General features: G+C 64.8%; 26 protein-coding genes. 15 read left to right on the top strand and 11 right to left on the bottom strand.

What is annotated here, in order from left to right:
* Nucleotides 1-85: 85 nt before the first annotated feature.
* From ACJH6I_RS30030 to ACJH6I_RS30005, 6 genes are all read left to right on the top strand, one after another.
* Entirely contained in the window at nt 86-1057 is a 972-nt protein-coding gene (locus ACJH6I_RS30030; protein ID WP_095795070.1) for an MCE family protein, read from the top strand.
* Entirely contained in the window at nt 1047-2114 is a 1068-nt protein-coding gene (locus ACJH6I_RS30025; RefSeq protein WP_226522237.1) for an MCE family protein, read from the top strand. The genes ACJH6I_RS30030 and ACJH6I_RS30025 overlap by 11 nt, the downstream gene beginning before the upstream one ends.
* Nucleotides 2111-3514, top strand: coding sequence for an MCE family protein (locus ACJH6I_RS30020; RefSeq protein ID WP_079630313.1), 1404 nt, complete (start codon nt 2111-2113; stop codon nt 3512-3514). The genes ACJH6I_RS30025 and ACJH6I_RS30020 overlap by 4 nt, the downstream gene beginning before the upstream one ends.
* Nucleotides 3511-4695 carry an MCE family protein gene (locus tag ACJH6I_RS30015; protein WP_079630314.1) on the top strand — a complete coding sequence of 395 codons (1185 nt, stop codon included), beginning with the start codon at nt 3511-3513 and terminating at the stop codon, nt 4693-4695. Before ACJH6I_RS30020 ends, ACJH6I_RS30015 begins: the two co-directional genes overlap by 4 nt.
* On the top strand, nt 4695-6410 hold the full coding sequence (locus tag ACJH6I_RS30010; RefSeq protein WP_079630315.1) for an MCE family protein: 1716 nt from the start codon (nt 4695-4697) through the stop codon (nt 6408-6410). The genes ACJH6I_RS30015 and ACJH6I_RS30010 overlap by 1 nt, the downstream gene beginning before the upstream one ends.
* 180 nt (nt 6411-6590) lie before the next feature.
* Nucleotides 6591-7262 carry a TetR/AcrR family transcriptional regulator gene (locus ACJH6I_RS30005; RefSeq protein ID WP_016894981.1) on the top strand — a complete coding sequence of 224 codons (672 nt, stop codon included), beginning with the start codon at nt 6591-6593 and terminating at the stop codon, nt 7260-7262.
* Nucleotides 7263-7285: 23 nt separating this feature from the next.
* Here the strand turns inward: ACJH6I_RS30005 and ACJH6I_RS30000 are convergent, their stop codons facing one another.
* Nucleotides 7286-8476 (bottom strand): CdaR family transcriptional regulator, encoded by a 1191-nt coding sequence (locus ACJH6I_RS30000; protein WP_226519347.1) that lies wholly within the window; start codon nt 8474-8476, stop codon nt 7286-7288.
* Between the two features lie 244 nt (nt 8477-8720).
* Between ACJH6I_RS30000 and ACJH6I_RS29995 the strand changes: the two genes are divergently transcribed.
* The 3 genes from ACJH6I_RS29995 to ACJH6I_RS29985 all read left to right on the top strand — a co-directional run bounded on the left by ACJH6I_RS29995 (nt 8721) and on the right by ACJH6I_RS29985 (nt 11542).
* Nucleotides 8721-9614 carry an alpha/beta hydrolase gene (locus tag ACJH6I_RS29995; protein WP_079630317.1) on the top strand — a complete coding sequence of 298 codons (894 nt, stop codon included), beginning with the start codon at nt 8721-8723 and terminating at the stop codon, nt 9612-9614.
* A 25-nt stretch (nt 9615-9639) separates the two neighbouring features.
* Complete coding sequence (locus ACJH6I_RS29990) at nt 9640-10542, top strand: SDR family NAD(P)-dependent oxidoreductase (protein WP_079630318.1); 903 nt, start codon at nt 9640-9642, stop codon at nt 10540-10542.
* A gap of 142 nt (nt 10543-10684) precedes the next feature.
* A complete protein-coding gene (locus ACJH6I_RS29985) occupies nt 10685-11542 on the top strand; it encodes an SDR family NAD(P)-dependent oxidoreductase (protein WP_079630319.1) in 858 nt (285 codons plus the stop codon).
* A 96-nt stretch (nt 11543-11638) separates the two neighbouring features.
* Here ACJH6I_RS29985 and ACJH6I_RS29980 read toward each other — a convergent pair whose 3' ends face one another.
* A complete protein-coding gene (locus tag ACJH6I_RS29980) occupies nt 11639-12304 on the bottom strand; it encodes a TetR/AcrR family transcriptional regulator (protein WP_165694934.1) in 666 nt (221 codons plus the stop codon).
* Between the two features lie 74 nt (nt 12305-12378).
* A complete protein-coding gene (locus ACJH6I_RS29975) occupies nt 12379-13002 on the bottom strand; it encodes a helix-turn-helix domain-containing protein (protein ID WP_025997183.1) in 624 nt (207 codons plus the stop codon).
* A gap of 102 nt (nt 13003-13104) precedes the next feature.
* Here ACJH6I_RS29975 and ACJH6I_RS29970 point away from each other — a divergent pair, with 102 nt between their 5' ends.
* On the top strand, nt 13105-13881 hold the full coding sequence (locus tag ACJH6I_RS29970; protein WP_079630320.1) for an IclR family transcriptional regulator: 777 nt from the start codon (nt 13105-13107) through the stop codon (nt 13879-13881).
* On the opposite strand, the gene ACJH6I_RS29965 is transcribed toward ACJH6I_RS29970, so the two are convergent.
* The 7 genes from ACJH6I_RS29965 to ACJH6I_RS29935 all read right to left on the bottom strand — a co-directional run bounded on the left by ACJH6I_RS29965 (nt 13882) and on the right by ACJH6I_RS29935 (nt 19395).
* Complete coding sequence (locus ACJH6I_RS29965; RefSeq protein WP_079630321.1) at nt 13882-14328, bottom strand: hypothetical protein; 447 nt, start codon at nt 14326-14328, stop codon at nt 13882-13884. It abuts the gene before it with no gap.
* Entirely contained in the window at nt 14325-15158 is an 834-nt protein-coding gene (locus ACJH6I_RS29960) for an SDR family NAD(P)-dependent oxidoreductase (RefSeq protein WP_079630322.1), read from the bottom strand. The genes ACJH6I_RS29965 and ACJH6I_RS29960 overlap by 4 nt, the downstream gene beginning before the upstream one ends.
* Nucleotides 15155-16006, bottom strand: a complete 852-nt coding sequence (locus ACJH6I_RS29955) for an alpha/beta fold hydrolase (RefSeq protein ID WP_079630382.1) — start codon at nt 16004-16006, stop codon at nt 15155-15157. The genes ACJH6I_RS29960 and ACJH6I_RS29955 overlap by 4 nt, the downstream gene beginning before the upstream one ends.
* A gap of 79 nt (nt 16007-16085) precedes the next feature.
* Nucleotides 16086-16655: a 3-phenylpropionate/cinnamic acid dioxygenase subunit beta gene (locus tag ACJH6I_RS29950; RefSeq protein WP_079630323.1), complete on the bottom strand. Its 570-nt coding sequence runs from the start codon at nt 16653-16655 to the stop codon at nt 16086-16088.
* A gap of 22 nt (nt 16656-16677) precedes the next feature.
* Nucleotides 16678-17889, bottom strand: a complete 1212-nt coding sequence (locus ACJH6I_RS29945; protein WP_079630324.1) for an NAD(P)/FAD-dependent oxidoreductase — start codon at nt 17887-17889, stop codon at nt 16678-16680.
* Nucleotides 17889-18224: a non-heme iron oxygenase ferredoxin subunit gene (locus ACJH6I_RS29940; protein ID WP_016894996.1), complete on the bottom strand. Its 336-nt coding sequence runs from the start codon at nt 18222-18224 to the stop codon at nt 17889-17891. The genes ACJH6I_RS29945 and ACJH6I_RS29940 overlap by 1 nt, the downstream gene beginning before the upstream one ends.
* Nucleotides 18217-19395 (bottom strand): aromatic ring-hydroxylating dioxygenase subunit alpha, encoded by a 1179-nt coding sequence (locus ACJH6I_RS29935; protein WP_207554451.1) that lies wholly within the window; start codon nt 19393-19395, stop codon nt 18217-18219. Before ACJH6I_RS29935 ends, ACJH6I_RS29940 begins: the two co-directional genes overlap by 8 nt.
* Nucleotides 19396-19682: 287 nt before the next feature.
* Here ACJH6I_RS29935 and ACJH6I_RS29930 point away from each other — a divergent pair, with 287 nt between their 5' ends.
* Genes ACJH6I_RS29930 through dmpG form a run of 5 tightly spaced genes read left to right on the top strand, consistent with a single transcriptional unit; the run spans nt 19683 to nt 24416 of the window.
* Nucleotides 19683-20663, top strand: coding sequence for a zinc-binding dehydrogenase (locus ACJH6I_RS29930; protein ID WP_079630325.1), 981 nt, complete (start codon nt 19683-19685; stop codon nt 20661-20663).
* Nucleotides 20664-20672: 9 nt separating this feature from the next.
* Nucleotides 20673-21623 carry a 3-carboxyethylcatechol 2,3-dioxygenase gene (locus ACJH6I_RS29925; RefSeq protein ID WP_079630326.1) on the top strand — a complete coding sequence of 317 codons (951 nt, stop codon included), beginning with the start codon at nt 20673-20675 and terminating at the stop codon, nt 21621-21623.
* Complete coding sequence (locus ACJH6I_RS29920) at nt 21620-22429, top strand: 2-keto-4-pentenoate hydratase (protein ID WP_079630327.1); 810 nt, start codon at nt 21620-21622, stop codon at nt 22427-22429. Before ACJH6I_RS29925 ends, ACJH6I_RS29920 begins: the two co-directional genes overlap by 4 nt.
* A complete protein-coding gene (locus ACJH6I_RS29915; protein ID WP_079630328.1) occupies nt 22426-23391 on the top strand; it encodes an acetaldehyde dehydrogenase (acetylating) in 966 nt (321 codons plus the stop codon). The genes ACJH6I_RS29920 and ACJH6I_RS29915 overlap by 4 nt, the downstream gene beginning before the upstream one ends.
* Entirely contained in the window at nt 23388-24416 is a 1029-nt protein-coding gene (gene dmpG / locus ACJH6I_RS29910; protein WP_079630329.1) for a 4-hydroxy-2-oxovalerate aldolase, read from the top strand. The genes ACJH6I_RS29915 and dmpG overlap by 4 nt, the downstream gene beginning before the upstream one ends.
* 107 nt (nt 24417-24523) lie before the next feature.
* Here the strand turns inward: dmpG and ACJH6I_RS29905 are convergent, their stop codons facing one another.
* Nucleotides 24524-25207, bottom strand: a complete 684-nt coding sequence (locus ACJH6I_RS29905; protein ID WP_079630330.1) for a GAP family protein — start codon at nt 25205-25207, stop codon at nt 24524-24526.
* Nucleotides 25208-25699 lie beyond the last annotated feature (492 nt).

The following is a 25699-nucleotide window of genomic DNA, read 5'->3' as shown; positions in this document are numbered from 1 at the left end:
TCAGAATTCGGATTCCTTGCAGATCATCTTCCGGGAAGGCACGCCCGCCCGGGATCCACAGGTTCTGATCATTGCTCTGCTGGTGATGGCCGGTCTGATTGTCACCTTCGGCCAGTTTCGATTCGGCTCCGCCAACACCTTTCACGCAGAGTTTGCGTCGGTGTCGCGCCTCAAGACCGGTCAAGACGTGCGTATCGCCGGCGTCGCCGTGGGCACGGTCAAGAACATTGCGATCGACGGCGACCACGCCACGGTCACCTTTACCGTGGACAGGCGGCAACAGCTGTACAGCTCCACCCGCGCAGCGGTCCGCTACCAGAACTTGACCGGTGACCGATATCTCGAAGTCCTCGCCGGCCCGGGAGAACTACGGAAGCTCCGTGCCGGAGAAACGATCCCGCGGAGCAACACCGAACCAGCACTGGACCTCGACGCATTGCTCGGCGGTCTGCGCCCCGTGCTCAAAGGCCTCAACGGAGCCAAGGTCAACCAAGTCAGTAACGCACTGATCGAACTGCTCCAGGGCAAGGGCGCGACGCTGTCGACCGTGCTGGCCAACACCGCCGAATTCACCCAGACCATCACGAGCCACGACCACCTCATCGAGCAGGCCATCGACAACCTAACCTCTGTGCTGTCGGCCGCTGATCAGAAAAGCACCGAACTGAGCACCAGCGTCGACCAGCTTCAGCAGCTGATCACCGCACTCAACCGCGGGCGCGACCCAATCGCAAACGCATTGCCGCCGTTGGCCGATGCCCAACGCGACCTCACCGATGTGCTCACCACGGCAAGGCGCCCTTTCCGGGCCATCATCGATGCCTCCGGTCCACTGGCAACGGCACTCGATGACCGCAAGAAGGACATCAATGCCACCATTGAACCGCTGGCTGAAGACTACCTGCGCCTCAGCGCATTAGGCGCCTACGGCTCATTCTTCAACATCTACTTCTGTTCGGTCAAGATCAAGATCAATGGCCCGGCCGGCAGCGACATTCTGCTGCCCGCCGTCAAACCACCAGCATCGGATCACGGAAGGTGTGACTTTGCCAAATGATCCTGCCGGCCGAGATCCGTTACGTACCGGCGTTTTCGGCATCACTATCGTCACGTGCTTGGTGCTGGTGTCCTTCGGTTACACCGGGCTGCCGTTCTGGCCCCAAGGCCGTCACTACACCGCCTACTTCGCTCATGCCGCCGGCATCGCGGACGGCAATCCGGTAGAGGTCTACGGATACACCGTGGGACACGTGGATGCCATTGAACTCGACGTCGCCGGCCAGGCCGCCAAGGTCGGTTTCACCGTGGACCGCAAAATCCGCGTCGGTGATCAATCCGTGGTTGCCATCAAGACCGACACGGTGCTCGGGCAACGCTCGATCGAGCTGACGCCCCGCGGCTCGGGACTCATGACCCTTATCCCGCTGGCGCGCACCAACACGCCCTACACACTCAACAACGCCTTACAAGACCTCGGGCACAACGTCGGCGAGCTCGACCACCCCAAATTCGTTGAAGCACTGCACACCTTGACCGCCGCCATGCGCGACGCCACCCCCCAGGTCCATGCCGCACTCGAAGGCATCACCGCCCTCGCCAGCAGCGTCAACGCGCGCGACGACAAGGTGCGACAGCTGCTGCGCCATGCCGCGTCCCTGTCCCACGTGGTGGCCGAACGCGCGGGCCAAATCAACCAGCTGATCACCGACGGCAACGCCCTATTCGCGGAACTGGCCAGCCGGCGCGACGCCATCGACCAGCTCATCTCGGGCATCAAAAGTCTTGCTGACCAACTGTCCGGCTTCGTCAAAGACAACCAACAGTCCCTGGGGCCCGCTTTGGTCAAGCTGAACCTTGTTCTGGACAATCTCAACGAGCGGCGCGAACACATCTCCCAAGCGTTGACGCGGCTGCCCGCTTACGCCACCGCGCTGGGGGAAGTGGTCGGATCCGGTCCCGGCTTTCAAGCCAACGTCTTTGGTGTTCCGCCCCCCACACTCGGTGCCGTCTTGTTGGACTCCTACTTCCAACCCGGGAAACTCCCCGCCAGCTTGGCCGACTTCTTGCGTGGATTCATCACCGACCGCACTATCGTGAGGCCGAAATCACCGTGAGCAGACTCAACGCCGCCCTGCGCCGTCGCTCTGCGGTGATCGCTCTGCTCGTCGTGCTGCTCGGCTCGGCCACGGGCGCGCTGGCGATGCAGTGGTCCAGGACCGCACCGCTGACCATCACCGGCTACTTCGCATCGACGGTGGGCCTGTACCCCGGCGACGAGGTCGAAATCCTCGGCGTGCCAGTAGGATCGGTCACCAGCATCGAACCCCGGCCCGACCACGCGGTGGTGACATTCACCGTCCGTGCCGGCGTTCCCGTGCCCGCCGACGTCACCGCGGTGATCATGGCGCCAAATCTGCTGTCAGCACGCACACTCGAGTTGGCGCCCGTCTACACCACCGGCCCAAAACTGGCCGACCGCACCACCATTCCTATCGCGCGCACCGCGGTCCCAGTCGAATGGGACGATGTCAAAGATCAACTGACCCAACTAGCGTCGCAGCTGGGCCCACAAAACGGCACCCTGCAAGGGCCGCTGCGTGAAGCGATCGACCAGGCTGCGGACACCTTCGACAACAACGGCCTATCGTTTCGCAACGCGGTGCGCGAACTGGCCCAAACGGCAGGGCGCCTGGGCGATTCGCGTTTCGATCTCGTCGGCACCATCAAGAACCTACGCACGTTGGTCGACGCCCTGTCTGGCAGCAACGAGCAGATCGTGCAGTTCACCGACCACGTCGCCTCTCTGTCACAGGTTTTCGCCGACAGCTCTACCGATGTCGCCCGGTCGCTGGACGCACTCAGCGGCGCCCTCACCCAGGTCAAATCCTTTCTGGCCAAGAATAATCCGGCCATCAGCGGCCAGGTGGCCAAGTTGACCGACTTCACCTCACTGCTGACCCAACACGACCAAGACATCGAACAGGTGCTGCATGTCGCACCCAACGCGCTGGCGAACTTCTACAACATCTACAACCCCGCACAAGGCTCGATCGGCGCCATTTTGTCCCTGCCGAACTTCGCCAATCCCGTCCAGTTCCTGTGCGCCGGGGTTTTCGACGCCGGCGGGACACCCGACTACTACAAGCGCACCGAGATCTGCCGGCAACGCATGGCCCCGGTTCTGAAACGGATCATGATGAACTTCCCGCCCGTGCTGTTCCATCCGATCAACACCATCACCGCGTACAAGGGCCAAATCACCTACGACACCCCAGCCACCGAAGCCAAGGCCCAAACGCCAGTTTCGCAATTGCAATGGCAGCCGCTACCCGGACCGACCACGCCGACCACGCCCGCGGCGACCGACCTCTCCACCCTGCTCCTGCCCAACCCAACGCGACCTCCAGCGCCACGTGGCGACATGACCACCGCCGCCCCCGGCGGCCCGGCCATGCCGGCGGTACCCGATCAGCCGTTCTCCGCCACCCCGCCGGTACCGGGACCGCACCAATGAGCACCGCCGCGGCCCGACGCCGCCCGGTGCGGCTGCTCGCGACGCTCGGATCCATCGTCCTTGCGGTCAGCGGATGCGAATTCGGAGGACTCAACTCGCTCGACATGCCGGGAACACTCGGCCACGACACCGGATCATTCACCGTCACCGTCGAGCTGCCCGACGTGTCCGCCCTCCCGCAGAACTCGCCCGTCCTCGTCGATGACGTCACCATCGGCAGCGTCTCCGGACAACGCGTCGCGCAACGGCCCGACGGCACGTTCTACGCCGCTCTGCAGCTATCGCTGAGCTCGGCGGTGCGCCTGCCGGCCAACGCGACCGTCACCCTCGGTCAAACCTCACTGCTGGGTTCTCAACACGTCGAACTTGCCGCGCCCTCAACCGAGCCACCGGTGGGCGAGCTCAACAACGGCGCCACCATCCCGGCGCAACGGGCCGGTCGTTACCCCAGCACCGAAGAAGTACTTTCCACCCTGGGCGTGGTCGTCAACAAGGGCAATCTCGGTGCACTACAAGACATCACCGACGAGGCCTACGCCGCCGCCGCCGGGCATGCCGGCCAATTCGCCAACCTGCTCCCCCAACTGGCGACACTCACCGCCGCCGTCGACCGACAACGCCACAACATCGTCGACGCGATCGAATCGACCAACAGGGTGGCCGCCAAATTCGCTGCCAACGCGCCGACGGTGACCGCCGCATTGGCGGCCCTGCCCGACGCAACCCAGACCCTCAACGCCAACGCTGGGCGGATCATCGACACCTTCGCCGCGCTGCGGCGTTTCAGCGAGGCCGCCTCGCATATCCTGACCCAAACCAAAGCCGACATCACCGCCGACCTCACCCACTCCTACGCCGTGATCAAGCCGCTAGCTGACCATGCGCAGGAACTCATCGACGCCCTACCCATCACCGCGACCTACCCGTTCCCGCAGACCGGCATCAAGCAAGCGGTGCGCGGGGACTACCTCAACGCGATCGCCACGTTGGACCTGACCCAACGACGCCTGGGCGAGAACATCTTCACCACCTCGCCGCTGGACCCGAACATGAAGCACCTGGACGAAATCCTCAATGCCCCTGACTTTTTGATGGGCGAACAAGCCAACCTGTCCGGACAGGCCGCAGACCCTTTCGCCATACCCGCCGCACCCGACCCCGCCACGGCCGGCACGCGCTGATGCTCACCCGGCTCATTCGATGGCAATTGACCATCTTTGTCGTCGTTTCGATCTTCGCGGTCGGCGCGGTGGCCATCTTTTACCTGCGCGTGCCCGAGGCGCTGGGCATCGGACGCTACGACGTCACGGCAGACTTCGCCGCCAGCGGCGGACTGTATCCCAACGCCAACGTCACCTACCGCGGAACCACCGTCGGCCGCGTCACCTCGGTAGACCTGACCGACAAACTCAGCGTCGACGTGCACATGCGTCTCAACTCCGGTATCGCCATACCTGCCAATGTCACCGCTTCAGCCAAGAGCGTCTCGGCGATCGGCGAACAATACGTCGATCTCATGCCGGCATCCGGCGGCCCGCTCGGCTCGGTACTGCACGACGGATCGATCATCGACCGTTCTCACACCACGCTCAGCGGGGACATTGCGGGACTGCTCCGCCAAGCAGAGGGTCTGGTCGACTCCCTGGACCAAAGCAAACTCAAGGACCTGCTGCACGAAACCGCCGCCGCGTTCAACGGCGCCGGCCCCGACCTCGCACGCCTCGTCAATACCGCCAGCACTCTGCTCGATCAGCTCAGCGCCCACGGCGAGGACACCACCGTCCTGATCGACCGCATAGGCCCGTTCCTTGACTCTCAGCTGCGCAGCGGCGCGAACATCACCGCGCTAGCCGACCGGTTGGCCCGCCTCACCACCAACGTGCGCACGGCCGACCCGCAACTGCGATCATTGCTCGACATCGCGCCGGCAGCCGCAACTGCGGCCACACGCACATTTGACGGCATCCGGCCGTCGTTCCCCATGCTGGCAGCGAACCTCGCCAACTTCGGCCGCATCGGGGTCATCTACCACAAATCGATCGAGCAGACACTGGTCGTCCTTCCCGCCGTTACCGCCGTACTCATCAGCGCCGCAGAACAGCTACCCGCCGATGAAGGCGTCAAAGTCGACTTCAAACTGGGACTGGGTGACCCGCCGCCGTGCAACGTCGGCTTCATCCCACCGACGCTCATCCGATCCCCCGGGGATCAGACCTTGCGCGACCTACCAAAAGATCTCTACTGCAAAGTGCCCCAGAGCTCATCGGTGGTGGTGCGCGGCGCCCGCAACTACCCTTGCCAAGAATTCCCCGGCAAACGCGCGCCCACAATAGCTCTCTGCCGCGATCCCCAAGGCTACGTACCGATCGGCAATCAAGCCTGGCGCGGACCGGCCGTACCCGAAGACACACCGATCACCGGCCCGCGGAACATATTGCCCCCCAACAAATATCCGAATATTCCGCCCGGCGCCGACTACGACCCGGGTCCCCCCGTCACACAGCTGCCACCCGGGGTGACGCCGGGGCCTGGGCCTGCCGAGTACGCCCCCTACCCCCTACCGGTTCCCCCGGCCACACCCGGTCCTCCGCCCGTGCCACTGCCCTACGACCCTCCAGCAGACCAACACGTTCCGCCGTACGGTCAGCAACCGCCGCAGCCTCAACAAGAACCGAACGCCGACGCCCCGGCAGGCTGGCGGTCCGCCGGGGTGCCGAATTCGGGGGAAGGTCGATCACTCGATCCCTTGCGGCCTCAACTCGCCACGTACGACTCGGCCAACGGACTCTTCCAAGACCACACTGGGGGCATCGGCGTATTTGTTGTCGACGACAGCAAGCGCCTGCCCACTGAGAGTTGGATTGACCTCATGCGGGCACCGCGGCAACAAACATGAATGCACTGCCACGACGTTCAGTCATCGCATTGCGGCACCCGCATAGGATCGACGCGTGCAGCCACCGATCACCGCAGGTGTCGCGCCGTCTCGACGATCACGGCGCAACGTGACAGAACCCCACGTCGCCATGCACCGACACAGCTCCCCCAGCAGTCGGATACCCGGGATTGCGCACCGATGACAGCCGGACCCCAAAACCGCATCACGCCACGGCAATCCCGACATCGCAGTCAGGAACGTGCCGAGCGCACGCGGGAACTCGTCATTGAAGAGACGATCCGGTGCATCCGCGAAGAAGGATTTGCCGCTGCCAGCACCAGGCACATCATCGAACGAGCCGGGGTGAGCACCGGGGTCGTCCAATATCACTTTGGCGATCGGGACGGGCTGCTTACCGCCGTCGTCGACCACGCCATCACCTCCCTCGTGAGCTCGGTGAACGATCTCGCTGACGAAGTCGAAGGCATTGCCGAAACCGACGAACGCATGAAAGCGCTCGCCGACGCTGCCTGGAAGACCTTCCTCAACCCGGCCAGCATGACGGCCATGGAAATCCTCATCGCCACCAGATCACTGCGGTCGACCCTGGGCATAGAACAACTCGCCAAGCTTCAACCGGGACTGCAACGCATCGCACAACTTATCGGCGCACGCTCGCCCCACGCCAGTGCGATCGCAGACCTCCTGTGGGCTGCGCCGGTCGGCCTCATGGTCGGCCAAATGGTGACCGAGGTGCCCCTACCAACAGAACCGCAACGACAAGCAATGGCAAAAATGATGTCCGATCATCTGCGCGCCGCGCAGCATGACAGCGCGCCACAACGTCGTCGCGCCAGCCGCCGGCGCTAAGAGGTGCGAAAATCCACAACCCATCACCCGCCCCTCGAGTCGATCCACGGCGCAAGTTCGAGCGCGACCGCGACTTCAAGACTCTGACTGCTGAGGGTTTTTGGGAGCAGACGTTCGGCGCGAGCAACGCGCGCCAACACCGTATTACGATGTGTAAAAAGAACTTTCGCAGCCCGGGGAGCGTTCGACTGTTCGCGTAAATACACCGCCAGAGTTCGGCGCAGCTCCGCGTCAGCGTGCGCCAGGTCGCCCAGCGTACGCATCACAAACTCGCGAGCAAGCCCGTCATCGTGACCGACCAACGCGACCAGCTGTAGGGAATCCCAGCAGGCGCAGCGCAGATGGCCTGCGCGCACGAGGAGCCTTTGAGTGGCCAGGGCCTCGAGGTGACTGCGACGGAATCCATCAATGCCCGAGGCGGGTGACCCCATCGCCACGAAGGCGTCAGTCTGGCCCAGTACCGATTCGAGCACTTGCGCGTCGGGAAGATGATCGGCTGGAACCCACACCCACAGCGCGCCGACGCTGGCGGTGACAGTGAGTGGCCGGCGTGCCCCGGCGACCGTCACCAGCGCTTCCGCGGCCTGGCCCAAAGTGGCTGCATCAGGCTCCACCTGGTTACTCCACACGATCGCTGCCAGATGCGATTGATCGAGACTGTAACCCAAGCGGGATTCGGCGACGGCGCGCCGAAGAGGTGCGCCCTCGATCAGGAGTGTGACGGTTTCGAGTCGTTCTGCTTGCGTGCCCTTGGTGAGTTGCTCACGTTCGTCACGCATCTGCGCCGAGACCAAAGCTATTGTCGCATCGACGAATCCGAAGATGGAGCGAGCACTAAAGTCCAGCAACTCGGCGAGCTCATCAGGATCGCCGGTCATCCCGAGGGCGATGCTCATCCAGCGACGCCACGCCACGTTCTGCCCTGCACGCCACGCTTGCAGCACACTGTCGTCGAGGCCACGGCGGATGAGGTCACGGGCGATGATCGTCGGCTCCGGTCCGGAGTTGGGGGCCACTGGCGCAGCGGGATCGCGGCGCACGGCTTCGACCCAAAACAGCAGGTTGGCCTTGTTACTGCGGCGCAACGCCGCAACCAGCGCCGGGTCCAGCGTCAAACCCGGCGCCTGGTCAGCGAGCGTGGCTTCATCGATCTCGGCGAGAAGAGACTCCAGAACCTCACCATGCGCGGTAAGGCTCTCCGCGCCGGTCTGCATCAACTCGCATATGCGGGGCGAAGGTCTCTGCCACCTCATGCCACTCAGACTAGAGCTGCGTTGGGCCAGCGCCCAAGCAAATGGCGATTTCGTGTGCAACCGCCTCTTTGCGATTCCCGCTTGAGCGACGAACATCACTGGTAGCAGTTTTCGAGGCCAAGCCCACATCGGTTCTCGATCCACAAGGAGTTGCCCAATGCCTGCCGACCCACTAAGGCGCGACCCGCGCCAAGAGGAGCTACCGATGACCAGCCGCCTCGACGTCGAATTCCCGTCCGGTGATGCAACCTGCCGCGCGTGGCTGTACCTCCCCGACACCGCGCAGCCCGCGCCAGTGATCGTGATGGCCCACGGACTGGGCGGGATCCGAGAAATGCGGCTGGATGCGTACGCGGAGCGATTCGCTGCCGCCGGCTACGCCTGCCTGGTGTTCGACTACCGTCATTTCGGCGCCAGCGACGGCCAGCCCCGCCAACTGCTCGACATCGATCGACAGGTTGCTGACTGGTCCGCCGCCGTCGCATTTGCCCGCCGCCGCACAGATGTGGACTCGAGCCGAATTGTGCTGTGGGGCACCTCCTTCGGCGGCGGGCATGTGATCGTCACGGCGGCTCGCGAACCCGGTGTTGCCGCCGTCATCGCGCAGTGTCCGTTCACCGACGGCATCGCCTCCCTGTCCGCAATGAACCCGTGGACGTCGCTCAAGGTCACCACCCGCGCAATCGCCGATACGATCGCCGGCCTCGCCGGAAAGCCGCCGATCATGTTGCCCTTGGCCGGGCCGCCGAAGTCCGCGGCGCTGATGACCGCCGCCGACGCGGTCCCCGGATACCTCGGCCTCGTCCCTGATGGGGCACCCCATCGCAACGAGGTTGCGGCACGTGTTGGGTTGCGAATCCCCTTGCGTCGTCCAGGCCGGCTCGCCGCGCAGGTGCACTGCCCGATCCTGTTCTGTGTGTGCGAGACCGACACCGTTGCCCCTGCCGAGGCGACTCTGCGCCACGCCCGCACCGCACCGCAGGGAGTCGTGCGGGTATATCCCGAAGGCCATTTCGACATTTACACCGGCGAGGCATTCGAACGCGTCGTTGCAGACCAGATCGCTTTCTTGCACGACCGCGTACCGGTCGCCCCGTAATCACGGCAGATCAGGAGAACACACCGTGTCCCGCTACAACCTCACCGGACGCACCGTCGTGATCACCGGCTCCACCGGCGGCCTCGGCTCAGCCCTTGCCGACGCGCTGCGCGCACGCGGCGCCAACCTGGCATTGCTCGACCTCAACCTCGAAGCCGTCAAGGCCCAAGCCGAGCAACTAGGCGGCGGCACCGTCGCGCGAGGATTCTGGGCCGACGTGCGTGACCTCGGCAGCCTGGAAATAGCGATGATGGGCGCCGCCGAGCATTTCGGACGTCTCGACATCGTGATCGCCAACGCAGGCATCGACACGATGGCGCCGATGGCCACCCTCGACCCCGCGGCATTTGAACAAGTCATCGACATCAACCTTGCCGGCGTCTGGCGCACATTCCGTGCGGCCCTGCCTCACGTGCAACCCCATCGCGGATATCTCCTCGCGATTTCCTCGATGGCTGCCTTCGTACACTCCCCCTTGCAAGCGTCTTACACAGCCAGCAAGGCCGGCGTCTGGGCCATGTGCGACAGCATTCGACTCGAACTCCGTTCTCTGGGTGTCGGTGTCGGCAGTGCGCACCCCACCTTCGTCCGTACCCCCATGATGGACGACGTCGTCGCCGACCCCGCCGGCCGAGAACTGTGGGGCGGCAACGATAAAGGCCTGTGGAAGATGGTGCCGATGCCGACGGTGACCGCCGGCATCGTCAACGGCATCGAGCGCCGCGCCGACCAGATCATCATCCCGAAAACGCTCACACTGACGGCGAAGGCACCCGGCCTCTTCCGCATCCTCGTCGAGCGCATCGGCTTCCGTGACCGGGCCGTCCAACGTGCGATCGATATCGCGTCCCCCAGCGGATGGCATGACAGCCGAGCCAGCAGCCGACACGAGCCCACCTTGGCATTGACCGGCTCTGCGGGAAGATAGCCAATTCCGGAACCAAACCGGAACTGAATGCTCGAAGTGCTCTGGGGACAAATGCCCCTTCCGATCTCTGTAGTCAGCGCCGACCCCGACTTCCCTACGTGCCGGCTAACTCGCTAAATCCGTTACTGATCAAGGAAATTCGATGTCCACCTACGACCTCAAAGACAAAGTCATCCTCATCACCGGCGCCACCGGCGGCATCGGCACCGCGGGCGCACGGGCACTGACAGCCCAGGGCGCCAAAGTGGTCCTGGTCGACCTGTCCGACGATGCCGTCACCGCGCTCGCAACACAGCTACCTGCCGGAAGTTCACTGCCCCTCGCCGCCGACGTCACCGCCGTCGATCAGATGAGCGCCGCCGTCAACAAAGCCGTCGCAGAATTCGGCCATCTCGATGTCGTGTGGGCCAACGCCGGCATCGCGAACAATCCACCCGTCACGCTCGCTACCGCCGACCTGACCGCCTACGAGAAGGTCATCGAAGTGGACCTGCTCGGCGTCATCCGCACCGTTAAGCCGGCACTCCCGCAGATCACCCAAAACCAGGGCCAAGTCATCGTCACGGGGTCGGGCTATTCGTTCATCAACGCGGTCCTGAACTCGGCCTACGGCGCCTCCAAGGCCGGGGTCGAGATGCTCGCTCGCAGCCTCCGCGCCGAACTCGCCCCCTACGGCGCGTCCGCCAGCGTGCTCTACCCATCGTGGACCAAAACCCCGATCACCGATTCCACAAAGAGCGACGAGCTGGTCGACCAACTGTTCAAGCACGCCTTCCGCGGACCCCTCGGCCACTTCTCCGAACCCGAAGTCGTCGCAGCGGGCCTCGTCACCGGTCTGCGGAAACGTTCACCGCGCATCTTCGCCCCGCGTCCATGGGCCGCTTACTCGGCCTTGCGCGGCGTCCTGAACCCAGTCACGGATGCTGTCCTGAACCGCGACAACACCATCCACAGCCTAGTTCGGCAAATCGAGACACGGCGCCGCGCCATCCCGACCTGACCTCGATGTGCCTCTCGAACTGGTGGCGGCAACACCGACGTCGGCCTCGGGACGATCTCGTCCGATGTTGGTGAATCGCAGATGCACTCGGCTCACTCAGACCAGCCCGTCCGGGCGCCAGGTTTGTATTGCTGTATCAAGCTGGTCGTCGCTGAGTGCATTTAGCTCGAGGCGCATAGCAGGGTTGCGATTGCGCAGTCCTTCGAGGAAGAACTCAACGTAGCGCCGCCATAGATGGGGCTCGACGGCGCCAGCGAATTGACTGACCGCAACTAACATCAGCCCCATCATGGGTATGTCGGTCGGGGAAACCTCCGGGCGAAGGTGGCCGTCATTTTGTGCGCGCTCAACGAGCTTCGACAGGTGGCTCAGCAGCCGGTGACGCGCCGCCTCCAGTCGTTCACCAACTTGGATCTTGCTGAACGCAATCTCGCCCATACCTCGGTCTGTCACGGTGATCTCCCACACCTGCTGAACGAACGACGCGAACCCTTGCCACGAATCCTGTTCGCGCAATGCCGTTTCGGCAAGATCTGCGAGCTGGTTGAGCCGGTCCTCGAAAATCGCCTTGAACAAGTCTTCCTTGGTGGCGAACCGCCGGTAGACGGTGCCTACGCCAACGCCTGCATGGTGGGCAACGTCGTTGAGGGTCGCGTCCAGACCTTTTGTTGCGCACAGATGGCGAGCCGCCTCGATCACCCGCTGCCGATTTCGCTCAGCGTCCTTCCGTAGCGGTCGGCGGCAGTTCTCGCGATCGTTCATTTCGACAAGTCCACTGGCAGAGGCACTTCCACTTACGCGCCGCCCGTTCTGAGATATGGGTACGTACGAGATCATCAATCGTCACTGCCGCCGTGGCTGGGCGGTATGACAGGGCCGATCTGGCGAATCTGAGGCAACGTGGTCACCATGTGCGCAGTCACCCGATCGCTGAGACACACATAGCGGTGTGCCACGTCGCCCGGGAATCGAACGAAGTCGCCCGCGGCCAGGTCGACCGGTTCACTGAGCGGACCGGTGCGCAGCCTCCCGGTGATCACGAAGAGGTGATTAAGGGTGCCGGGTGGGTGCGGCTCGACCACTGCAGGCTCAGCGCTTCCGCGCTCCAGTCGTAGCAGAAGCGTGCGTACATAACCCGAGCCGTAGATTTCGTCGAGTAGGCGCTCCGCCCGCTCGGGTCCGTCGATCCACACCCCGTCATCGCGACGTTGGACATACACGGGGGTGCCCCATTCGGTCAGTAGCCGCCGGGCAGGGAGGTCCAGCGCAGCGCCGAGCAGCGCCAGCGTTTCCACCGTCGGGTTGCCGGTGCCCTGTTCGATCTTGGACAACGTCTGCTTGGCGAGACCGGAACGGCGGGCCAACTCCCCCAGTGACATGGCACGCTCTCGGCGGAACCGGCGCACGTTCCGGGCGACGAGCTGGTTCTCCTCCGACGCACTGTCACTTTTAATAGTCATATCGTCATTATTGACGAACAGCAGCCGGTTTTGCATCATGGTTACTAAGAGTGACGAACAGTGAAATCAAACAGACCCCGTCACACCCCCCTGGAGGAAGTCATGACAGCCGTACTCGACTCCGTGCGCGACGACCGAGCCGCCGTCGACAAGGCGTTCAGCCTGCTGGTTGCATTCGGAGCCGAGGCCAGCACCGGTGTCGGTGTCAGCGAACTCGCGCGGCGCGCAAGCCTGAGCAAGTCGACCGCGTACCGCGTGTTGGGGATGCTGGAGCGCAATGCCATGGTGGAACGCATCGGCACCGATTATCGGCTGGGTTCCCGGTTACACGAACTGGGCCTGGCGGTGTACGCGCCGAGCCACGAGCGGGTGCGTGACCAGCTGATGCCCTTCCTCACCGAACTGTTCGACGCGACGCGCCAGACCGTGCATCTCGCGATGCTGCACGGTACCGACGTCGTCTACCTGGCCAAACTGTATGGACATCGCAACGCGGTCGCCCCGTCACGGGTCGGCGGGCGCTTACCCGCGCATTGCACCGCCGTCGGGAAGGTCTTGTTGGCCTATGACGCCACTGCGGAGGACAAGATCCTCAGCGGCCGGCTCACCGCACTCACCTCTCACTCGATCACAGATGGCAACGAGTTGGCGCGTGCGCTCGATCGCGTGCGGAGTGAAGGCGTCGCCATCGAGCGCGAGGAGAGCCGCCCTGGATTGGGCTGCGTCGCCGCACCGGTGTTCGGCCGCAACGGATTACCGATCGCCGCGATGTCGGTGTCGGTGCCCGTCTCCGCCGATCTTCGTCCGCTCACGCACAGCTTGCGGCGCGTCTGCGCTTCGGCCTCCCGGACAATGGGTCAGTCACACCGCAATGGGTGATCAGGCGCCGGGCACTCGATCGAGGTCGGCGTCTACCTGAGTTACCCACTCCGGTTCTCGGACAAGCAGACTCAATTCCTCACCGGGAACGTCGACGTCCACGACGTGGCGAAAGCCCACCGACTCCGCCGCCGTCACCGCGGCCAGATCATCGCGTGCAACAGCTACGACAACGCGTCGGCACCCGCGGTCTGCTGCCAGTATCGACGCGCCGAGTTCGTCGAGAAAGCCTGTCAGCCGCGACGAAGTAGGGTCTCGGCGAGAGATGCGAATTTCGACATCGTGGGCACCCACCGGGTAGGCGTCGCGCAGCGGACCTCCGGTTGCATACCGGGCCACCGCCTCCACGCGCTCGCCGTCTTCGTCACGCCGCATGATGTCGAGGGCGTCGGTCGCACCCGGCGTGACCGTCCACCCCAACCCCAGGTCCAGCGACAGCTGCTTCACAGGTGGTCCCCTCCAGCGGCCGCCGCGAACCCGCGCACGCCGATACCTCCGTCGACCGAAATCGCTTGTCCGGTAATGGGTCCACTCTGCTCGCGGCTGGCCAGTAGAACGTAGGACCCGGTGAAATCTCTGGGATCGGTGCTCGAGTCGTACAGCGGGATCGGTGGCGGCGGGTCGTCCGGCTTCTTCTTCGCAAAGGACGCCGCAAGCGTGCGGCCCTGCATGTCCAGGGCCGCCGGCCCGCGCAACGCCGTGTTCATCGCCCCGCAGGCCACGCCGTTGACGCGGACCTTCGGCGCCAACTCGTAGGCGAGCTCACGCATCAGCCCGAGGCACGCGTGCTTGCTGGCCGTGTAGATCGGCCCGCCGCCATTGACGTAAAAGGACGCGTTGGACAGTGTCATCACGATGCTGCCACGAGTCTTGACCAGCTCCCGCCACGCCGCCTCGGCGGCCAGCAGATAACCCTTGACGTTGATGGCGAACAGCTCATCGAAGGTCTCACTGAGCTGTTCGCCGGTCATCCGTGTCAGTTGACGGTGGTAGTCCCAGATCCCGGCATTGGCCACCAGTGTGTCGAGCTTGCCGAAACGGTCAACCGTCTCTTCGACCGCGCGATGCAGGTCCCCCGAATCGCGCACGTCCGCGCTGATCGCGTGCAGCCTGGCCGGGTCGGCGCTGGCCTCAAGGGCGGCGTTCAGCGCGTCGGTGTCACGACCGAGGATGGTGACCGACGCACCCTCGGCGATGAAGCGTTCGGCGACGGCCCGCCCGATCCCGGTACTTCCGCCGGTGATCAGCGCGACGTATCCCTGCAGCCAGCCGGTCACCGCAACTCCGCCAGGAACTGCGCCACCAGCAGTTCGAAATCGCGCTGACGCTCCAACTGCACCCAGTGGCCGCAGTTGCCGAACACGTGAAGCTGCACGTTACGGATCTGCTTGAGCATGATCTGGGATCCGTCGAGGGTGATGGTGCGGTCATCACGGCCCCACAGCAGCAGGGTCGGGGCGGTGATCTTGTGCAGATCCCGCCACAGCGGATCCATCCCGTGTCGCTTGCCGAAGGCAGCGTTGTACCGGTGATAGAACTCGATGTGGCTGGGGTCCAGCGATGCCTCGTACCGGGCCCTTACGACGTCGGCGCCAAACTGCTTGTGGTCGAAGACCATTGCGCGGATGAAGTTGGACATCTTCTTCTCGCTGGGTCCATCGCCGTTGTAGTACCGGAACATCTCCTTTTGTCCCTCGGTTGGGGTGGGACCGAACGGCAGCCAACCACCCCCGGGGGCCATCAGCACCAGTCCGGTGGTTCGGTCCGGCTGCGCCTGTGCCATTGCGATGGCCGCCGCGCCGCCAAGGCTGTTGCCCAGCAAATGAAACCGGTCGACACCGAGGGCATCGAGCGCCTCGAAGAGTGCGCCAACCGAGATCTGGGTGATCGACTGCGCATCGAGGTCTGCCTCGGTGGGGCGGTAACTGCCGCCGAAACCGGGCTGATCGGGCAGCACCACTCGGAACCTCTTGGCCAGCGCGGGCAGGTTCTGGTGATAGTTGCTCAGCCCGGAGGCCCCCGGCCCGCCGCCATGCAACATGACCAGCACGGGGCCCTCTCCGGTCTCCGCGACGGCGATGTCCCCGTAGGAGGTCGTCACCGTCCGCCGGTGCACCGTGGGCATCTCGTCGATCTCGGTGTCCAATTCCGTGCTGGTCACGGGCACGTCCTTTCATGTGGTCGGGTCGAAGAACCGCGTCGATTCAGAAGAAGGTGGAGATGTTCTTGGCCTGCAGCACGCTCTGGTCCAGCAGGATGACTCTGCGAGCGACCTTCAATCCGCCGTCTGGGCTACGACGCAGGATGTCGGTGCGACGCCCCGCGAAAACGTTCTCCTCGCGTTCGAGGCGGTTGCGATATACCAGGAACGCCGAGCGCGCGGCAAGCTCGGAGCCGGTCCCTTCACTCGAATCCAGATGGTGCACAACGACGTTGGTTACCAAGTGCCGTGTCCGCGAGGGCGGGTCCTCGGCCCAGGCCATGCCGGAGTCGAAGCGGCGGATCCGCCAGGCCAGACTCTCTTTGGTCTCGTCGTAGAACGCCGCCTCGCCCCGCGCCGAGATTGACAGCGCCTGTTGGCGACGCAGTCGGTTGGTTCTGGTGGGCATCCAGTAGTCCAGATCGTCATCCAATAAATCGAGCCAGTCGGTGAACCGCCCTTCGTCGAGCAACTCGGCCTCGGTGTAGTAGAACTGCTCGACCTCGAAATGAACATTGTGATCGGCTCGCCGCGCACCGTCGATGCCGGCCAATATCTCTGTCGCACTGCTCATTACGCGCTCTTCCGTGTCGTCGTCATCGTCTGATCAGCCTGCGTAGGTCCACAGATCGGTCGCCCAGTTCGGCAGCAGACACCGTGATGCCGCGGTCGATCAGCCGGCGCGCGGCCCGAACAGACGCGGAGTCACCGACCGCCACCGCTCCGGTGACCCGCCCGTCACGCAATCCGAAGCACGCGTACGGCTGCTCACCTGGACACCCTCGAGACGCGAACTCGTCAGCGCCAGTGAGGTTTCCGACGACCTCGACATGTGTCCCGTACCGGTCGGTCCAGAACCAGGACGCGCCGGCAGCAGGTTGGGGCCCGCCGAGGATCGTCGCGGCCGCGCGCTGTGCGTCGTGCTGGGCCGCTTCCCAGTGCTCGCTGCGGCGCAGCAGGAGACCGCCGGCACAGGTGCGTGCGACGTCGCCGACCGCGAGGATCGCCGGATTCGACGTCACCTGCATCGAGTCGACGACGATGCCGCCGTCTACCGTCAGACCGGCATCGCGCGCCAGCGGAGTAGCCGGGGCCATTCCGACAGCCAGTACGACTGCGTCGAACACCCGCGGCTCGGAGCCGGCCAGTACAGCGGTGATTCCGTCTGGCGAATCCTGGAACGACTCGACGACACCGCGCAGCACCATGGCACCGTGTGCGGTGTGCATGCCGTGCAACCAGGAAGCGACCTCGTCGCCGACGATCGCGGCCAGCGGCGCCGCGACCGGGTCGACGATTGTGACGTGGCAGCCCAGATGCATTGCTGTGGAAGCCACTTCGGCGCCGATCAAGCCTGCACCGACGATCAGCAGGCGCCCACCGGGCACCAGTGCGGCGCGCAATCGGTCCGCGTCCTGCGCGCTGCGCAGCGTGTGCACGCGGGTGCTGTCAGCCCCCGGGATCGGTGGCCGAATCGCGTGACCGCCGGTTGCAAGGACGACCTTGTCCGCCCGGATTGCGCTGCCGTCGGAGAGCTCGACCACACCCAGACCGGGACGTAACGCCCCCACCGAGCTGTGTGACATCAACCGCACACGCTGGTCGTCGAACCACTCCGGAGGCTGCAGGGCAATGCTTTTCAGGTCGGCATCGCCGGCCAGGTAGGCCTTCGACAGCGGGGGTCGGTCATAGGGGAACTCCCCTTCATCGATCAGTACGACGTCGCCGTCGAAGCCGCCGGCCCGCAGGCCCGCGATGACACTCACGCCGCCGACACCGCCGCCGACCACCGCGACCCGCCTGGTCATCAGGGCCGCTCTCCCGGATAGAGAAACACTTGACCGTCACGCACCTCTACCCGATGTGGGCGGGCGTCCCTGGTGGCCGGTAGGCCGTCGACGGCGCCGGTCTTGAGACAAAACTTGCTCGAGTGCAGTGGGCACTCCACGTGACCGCCCTCGACCCAACCCTCGGCCAGCGAAGCGTCGGCGTGGGTGCAGGTGTTGTCCAGTGCCCACACGCTGCCATCGTCGTCGCGCAGCAGAGCCACGTCGTCGTCGGTACCGGTTATCGACCGTTCGATGACGATGCCCTCGCCCTCGGGGATGTCGTCGACGGCCGCGACGCGGATGCCCTCACTCATCGGCGGCCTTTCGCTCGTGCCACGCCGGGGTGTTCATCACGTCGCACCAGCGCGCATAGAACGAGCGCGCGGCGGCGTCGCTGTACAACTCACTCGTCATCCCCGGATGGCGCCCGTCCTCGCGTTCGGAGCCCAGGCCCATCTGATAGTTCAGCGGGACGGAGTTGGTGATGAATCCGTGCGAGATGGCCTGCACCTCACTCCAATTCTCACCGTCGTCCTGTTCGAAGATTCCGCTGGGACCGAACGTGCGCAGGTTGTAGAGGCGCTGAGCCTCGCGCACATGCTCGGGCATCGACTTATCCACGATGGTCCACGCCCAAACCTCCATCCGGTCAGGGCCTTTCGGGTGCCACACCCGAATCGATCCGTTGACCGGCAGGTAGGAGAAGTTCGGGAACACGTTGGCATGCCCGGTCGTCAAGGGGCCCTCGACGCGTGAGTCGCCCAACCGCAGGCGCAGGGCGGCGTAGTCCATCCACTCGTGCACGGTCTGGGCGTCGAACCGATTGCGCGGATGCACCGGGAAGCCGTGCCCGTGCCCCATCGGATCGACGTACTGCCGTCCGGTGCGGTGCACCACTTCGTCTTTGGGCTTTCCGCTTGGCGACAGCACCGTCAGAGCGGAGCCGTGACTCATGTTCACGTGGTACCAGTCACTGGCGAACTGCTCGGCGGCGAGTTTCCAGTTGCCCTCCAACACCCATTTGTGCACGCCGCCGACGACGACGGTGCCTTCTGGATCGTGGTCGAGCATCGCGTCCATGTACCAGGTCATGCCGCCCAGTGCGTCGCGCAGAGTAATCGCATCGGGATCCCAGTTCCCGAAGATCAACCCCCGGTAGGAATCCACGTTCGGCACCTCGACCAAACCCCACTGACCGGACTGAAAGCCGTCCGGGTAACCCTCTTTGTTCGGGATGCCGATCAACTTGCCCTCGAGGTCGTACGCCCACCCGTGATAGGTGCAGGTGAAGCTGCGGGTCGCGCCGAAATCCGCACGGCACACCCGCGCCCCCCGGTGCCGGCACGAGTTCAGAAACGCCCGGACCCTGCGGTTCTTGTCCATCGTGACGATCACCGGGTCCTCACCCATGTAGGTGGTGAAGAAGTCGCCGGGCTTGTGGAACTGATCGCTATGGGCGAGGAACAGCCAGTTGGTGGCGAAGATCCGCCGCTGCTCCTGCCGGTAGATCACTTCATCGGTCCACACCGCGCGGTCCAGCAGCCCACCATCGCTGTCGACGAGCCCCGACACGTCGACGGTGCGCTCGAGTTGAGCGGGACGTCGCAGCATGGTGCTCGGCGGCGACGTGCGTGCCTGACACTCGTCGCCCGCCTGCATGGTCGAAGTCATGCGGACCACACAACCCCGGTCGCCGAACGAGTTCCAGCGAGCGTTTCGCACAACGGCACACCGGCTGTGAATCGACGATCACCACCGCCAACGTTGGCGATGTGCTTGCCGCAGTAGCTGTTTCACAGAATCCAAATGACCCCCTCGAGGGGCTCGAACTTCGCGATGTGCCGAAACCTGAACCCCGCCCGGGGTGGGCCGTCGTTCGGGTGGCGGCCTCCGCGCTGAACATGCACGACCTGTGGACCCTGCGCGGTGTCGGGCACCCCGCAGAGCACCTGCCGATGGTGCTGGGCTGTGATGTGTCGGGGTACGACGAGGACGGCAATCCGGTCATCGTTCATCCGGTCATCGCCAACCCGGACGCCGGCGGCGGAGACGAAACACTGGACCCTAATCGTGCGCTGCTGAGCGAACGGCATAACGGCGGATTCGCCGAGTACATCTCGGTACCGCGGCGAAACCTCGTCGCCATGCCCCTTTGGCTCACCTTCGATGAGGCGGCGTGCCTGCCGGTGGCGTGGACGACTGCCTACCGAATGTTGTTCACCCAGGCCAACATCAAGGCCGGCGACCGTGTCCTGGTGCAAGGGGTCGGCGGCGGGGTGTCCTCCGCCGCCATCAGACTCGCGGTGGCCGCGGGCGCCGTCGTCTACACCACCAGTCGAAGCGCGGCGAAACGCGCCCAGGCGCTGAGTTGGGGCGTGCGGGAAGCCGTGCCCACCGGGGAACGACTGCCCGAGCGGGTCGACGTGGTCATCGAGACAGTCGGTGACGCCACCTGGTCGCACTCACTGAAGTCGGTGCGCCCCGGCGGCACAGTCGTGGTCGCCGGCGCGACCACCGGGATGAATCCGCCGGCAGACCTGGGACGAATCTTCTACCTGCAGTTGCGAATCCTGGGGTCCACAGGAGCGACGCGTGCCGAATTCGAGGCGCTGCTGCGTTTGCTCGAGGCCACCGGAACCCGGCCCGTCATCGACCGGACCTTGCCACTCGCCGACATCCACAAGGGTTTTCAGCAGATGCTCGACGGCGACGTCATGGGCAAGGTCATCATCCATCCGTCATCCGACAACTGAGGTATCGACATGACCGCCGCCGTCGTTGGCCTGTCACACTCGCCGCTCATCGGTAAGAACGATCCCGCCCCCGAGACCCTCGGCCGGGTCGCCGCTGCAGTCGACGCCGCGCGGGCCTTTATCGCCGACTTCGCTCCCGATCTGGTGGTGCTCTACGCACCCGATCACTACAACGGCTTCTTCTACAAGGAGATGCCGCCCTTCTGTCTGGGCACCGAAGCCCACGCGGTGGGCGATTTCGGTTCGTCAGCCGGGCCGTTGTCCGTCGACACCGACGCCGCGCGCCGTATCGCCGAGGGCGTGCTCCAGCGTGGCGTCGATCTGACCGTCTCGGCGCGGATGACCGTCGATCATGGCTTCGCCCAACCCCTCGAGACGCTTTTCGGAGGTATCGACCGCATCCCGGTGGTGCCGATCTTCGTCAACGGTGTCGCCACACCACTGTGCCCCGTCGCCCGAATTCGCGCCCTGGGCAAGGCAGTTGGTGAAGCCGTCACCCACCTCGACCGGCGCGTGCTCTTCCTCGCCTCCGGAGGCCTTTCCCACGATCCGCCGGTCCCGGTGCTCGACGGCGCCCCGCCGAAGGTCGCCGATGCCCTGATCGAAGGGCATCCACCGACACCCGAGCAGCGCACTCGTGGCGAGGGGCGAGTGATCGAAGCCGGCCGGCAGTACGCGGCCGGCGGCACGACGATGATCCCTATCAACCCCGGCTGGGACAACAGGTTCCTGGACCTGCTCGAGCACGGTCCCCTCGCCGAGTTCGACGCCTGGACCACCGAGGCGATGGGCGCCGAGGGCGGCGGTTCCGCGCACGAGGTCCGCACCTGGATCGCCGCCTTTGCATCGCTGGCCGCGGTCGGCAGATACACGATGAACATGCGTTTCTACGAGCCGATTCCGGCTTGGATCGCCGGATTCGCGGTGGCGACGGCGCGACTGGCGGAGGGCTCTCGATGAGCCTGCACAGCGGTGCCGCCGTCGTCACCGAGGCGGCCGACCTCCTGACCAACGCAGCCGACACCGGCAGGCCCATCTCCCCCGTGCGACATCTCATCGGCAGTGCCGACATCGGCCTCGCCTACGCCGTCCAGCAGGAGCTCGTGCGGCGACGACGTGCCGCGGGCGGCGAGGTGGTGGGACGCAAGATCGGATTGACCTCCCCGGCGGTGCAACAGCAACTCGGAGTCGACCAACCCGACTTCGGCGTGCTGTTCGCCGACATGTTCGTCACCGATGTCGATGCGGTGCCCTCGGCACGGCTCCTACAGCCCAAGGTCGAGGCAGAGATCGCCTTCGTCCTCGGCCACGACCTCATCGGCGGCGACTTCACCGCGACCAGTGTCCGCAGTGCGGTCGACTACGCCGTGGCCGCGCTCGAGATCGTCGACAGTCGCATCGCGAACTGGGACTTGACGATTGCCGACACAGTGGCCGACAACGCTTCCAGTGGACTGTTCGTGCTCGGCGACAAACGGGTCCGACTGTCCGACTTCGAACCGCGGGAGGTCACCATGCAGATGTACGCCGACGATCACCTGGTTTCCGAGGGCACCGGCAGCGCCTGCCTCGGCGACCCTCTCAACGCCCTGGCCTGGCTGGCCCGAACCGCCGAACAGTACGGGGAGCCGTTGCGGGCCGGACAGGTCATTCTCTCCGGCGCACTGGGTCCGATGGCCCCGGCGCCACCGGGAACCCATATCCGCGCTGCAATCACCTCGCTGGGCGAGGTGTCAACAACCTTCTCCCCCAAGGACACGCCATGACCAAGACCAAGGTCGCCATCGTCGGTTCCGGCAACATCGGCACCGACCTGATGTTCAAGATCCTGCGCACCTCCAACCACCTGGAAGTGGCGGCGATGGTCGGGATCGACGCCGACTCCGACGGTTTGGCGCGCGCCCGCCGCCTGAACATCCCGGCCACCCACGAGGGCGTCGACGGGTTGATGTCGATGGCGCATTTCGGCGAGATCGACATCGTCCTGGACGCCACGTCTGCCCGCGCACACATCGCGAACGCCGCCGCCCTTGCGCCACATGGTAAGACGCTCATCGACCTGACACCGGCAGCCCTCGGCCCCTACGTGGTCCCAACGGTCAACATGGACAAATGCCTCGACGAGGGCGCGCGCAACGTCAACATGGTCACCTGCGGCGGCCAGGCCACCGTGCCGATCGTCGCCGCGGTGTCGGCGGTCACGCCGGTGCCCTATGCCGAAATCGTGGCCTCCATCGCATCGAAGTCAGCCGGACCCGGGACCCGCGCCAACATCGACGAGTTCACCGAAACCACCTCGCACGCAATCGAATCGGTCGGTGGGGCCGCCAAGGGGAAGGCCATCATCGTCCTCAACCCCGCCGAACCGCCGCTGATGATGCGTGACACCGTGTTCTGCCTGATCGGGGACGCGGACCACGCCGCGATCCGCGACTCGATCCACGAGATGGCCGAACGGGTCGCCCACTACGTGCCGGGGTACCGACTCAAGCAGGACGTCCAATTCACCCCCATCGAACCCGACGAACCCGTGCAGACCCTGCTGCGCCCCGGCTCCGCGCCGGCGCGCACCCGGGTGTCGGTGTTCCTCGAGGTCGAAGGAGCCGCCCACTATCTGCCCGCCTACGCAGGCAACCTGGACATCATGACCTCGGCCGCCATCCAGGTCGCAGAGGCCATCGCCCGCCGCACCAGTACCAACGCCCTGCTGTCGGAGGCACGCCCATGACCCCCACGCTATACATCCAGGACGTCACGCTGCGTGACGGCATGCACGCCATCCGCCATCGCATCAGCACGCGCGACGTGGCCCGGATCGCCGGCGCGCTGGACGCCGCCGGTGTCGACGCCATCGAAGTCGCCCACGGCGACGGGCTCGCCGGCGGATCGCTCAACTACGGCCCTGGCAGCCACACCGACTGGGAGTGGATCGAAGCCGCCGCCGACAGCATCAGCACTGCGGTGTTGACCACCCTACTGTTACCCGGCATCGGCACCATCGCCGAATTGCGACACGCCTACGCCCTGGGAGTCCGCTCGGTGCGGATCGCCACCCATTGCACCGAGGCCGACATCTCCGCCCAACACATCCAGACGGCGCGCGAGCTCGGCATGGACGTCTCGGGCTTCTTGATGATGAGCCACATGACCGACCCCGCGCAGCTTGCCACTCAAGCAAAGCTCATGGAAAACTATGGCGCGCATTGTGTTTACGTCACCGACTCCGGAGGACGGTTGACGATGAACGGCGTTCGCGAGCGGATCCGCGCTTACCGCGGCATCCTCGACCCCGGCACCCAAATCGGTGTACACGCCCACGAGAACCTCTCACTGTCGGTGGCCAACAGCGTCACCGCGGTCGAAGAAGGCGTCACCCGCGTCGACGCATCGCTGGCCGGCCAGGGAGCTGGAGCGGGAAACACCCCGATCGAAGCGTTCATCGCGGTCGCCGATCTCCTGCAGTGGACGCACGGCTGCGATCTGATGGCGCTCGAGGACGCCGCGGACGATCTCGTCCGCCCGCTACGGGACCGGCCGGTCCAAGTCGATCGCGAAACTCTCACCCTCGGGTACGCCGGGGTCTACTCGTCCTTTCTGCGCCACGCCGAGAACGCCTCGCGCAGCTACGGCGTCGACGCCCGTGCTCTGCTGCTCGAAGTCGGCCGGCGCGGCCTCGTCGGTGGTCAGGAGGACATGATCGTCGACATCGCGTTGGACCTCGCCGGACAGCCGGCCGCCGCCACCGCCTCCTGACGGGTCCAAACCACACCGCGCGACGCGACGCCGAGTTCGCCTCTGCGGGTTGACATACCGAACCCGGCTGTACCTTTTGGATACCCCCATCAGATGCGAGTCTGGTGTCACCACCATCGATTGTGGTGAACAACCGCGTCCGCGAACAGCGCCACCCCAGCGACCAGAAATAAGAGACGCACCCCAATCGGCCCGTATCGAGTGAGGATTCGCACCAGCCAGCGCTGCGCCTGGTCGGCCTGTTTACTTCGACTGGTGGACAGGCCTAGAAGCACCATGCACGGCAACATGGTCAACGCCGAGTACACGATCACCATCACTGGCCAGGTGGGTGGCCGAGGATGCAGCGCCGCAATCATTGCCAGGCCTGCCAAGAACGGAACAGCGGTAGGAGCCTGGCCGAGACCGATTGCGGCGCCGAGGAATCCAAGCAGCCAGGGGCGCTGGCGCATCGCAGCCAGGGCCCAGCCTGGAGCGGTGCTTTGGGCGACCAGCGGAAAGAATGCCAGCACGATCAGCACCAGTCCCAGCGCGATTTCACCCCAGTACCTCACCGACGGTGTCAGGTGGAAGTTGGTCAGATTGCTCAGCAATCCCAGGCCGAGTACGGCACACAGACCGAAAGTGGTTGTTACCGCGAGCACTCCGGCGATGAAGCTCATCCCGCCCGGTAGCGCAGATTGGCGATTCAACCGACTGCCGTAGATCACCGCCGACACGACACCGATGTTCAGGACGTTGAGGGAGTCGAGAAATGCCAAACCCGTCAACGTCAGCAGAAGTGCCGTCATCGTCGCGCTCCCCCGACACCCGTTAGAACGCCGGCAAGGCTGCACCGAAACGCTCGCAAAACATCCCTCACTCACCATACGGCGCCAGACCGAAAATCAAACAAACGAGCCCCGGACGCGGCGCCGGCGCCGATGGTTCCACCGAATATCAACCCTGCCAAGCGAATCCGCCGGCAACCAATCGGCTCGCCGTGGCTTCTACTGACCCGAATGCCGTCTTTTCGACGATCGGCGCAGCTCAAGATCGGCACAACCGGCTGCGCACTTGCACCTTGATCTGGCACGTGCGGCAGAAGGATCAGGTATGGACACAGGTATGGGTACGGGTAGTACGCCGGATGTGTGACGGATCACTTTTCTTCACGATGAACACATGGACACCAATGACGTTGACGCCGTAATCGTTGGAGCAGGATGTCAGCGGTCACGTATTTCCCCAGGTTTGAGGGGTTGTCCGTCACGTAATTCCCCACCCTGGCTGTCACGTAATTC

Source organism: Mycobacterium sp. SMC-13 (assembly GCF_045311035.1).
Classification (GTDB): Bacteria; Actinomycetota; Actinomycetes; order Mycobacteriales; family Mycobacteriaceae; genus Mycobacterium.
The sequence above is the reverse complement of the archived record's forward strand: the minus strand, read 5'-3'. Positions and strand labels throughout refer to the sequence as shown.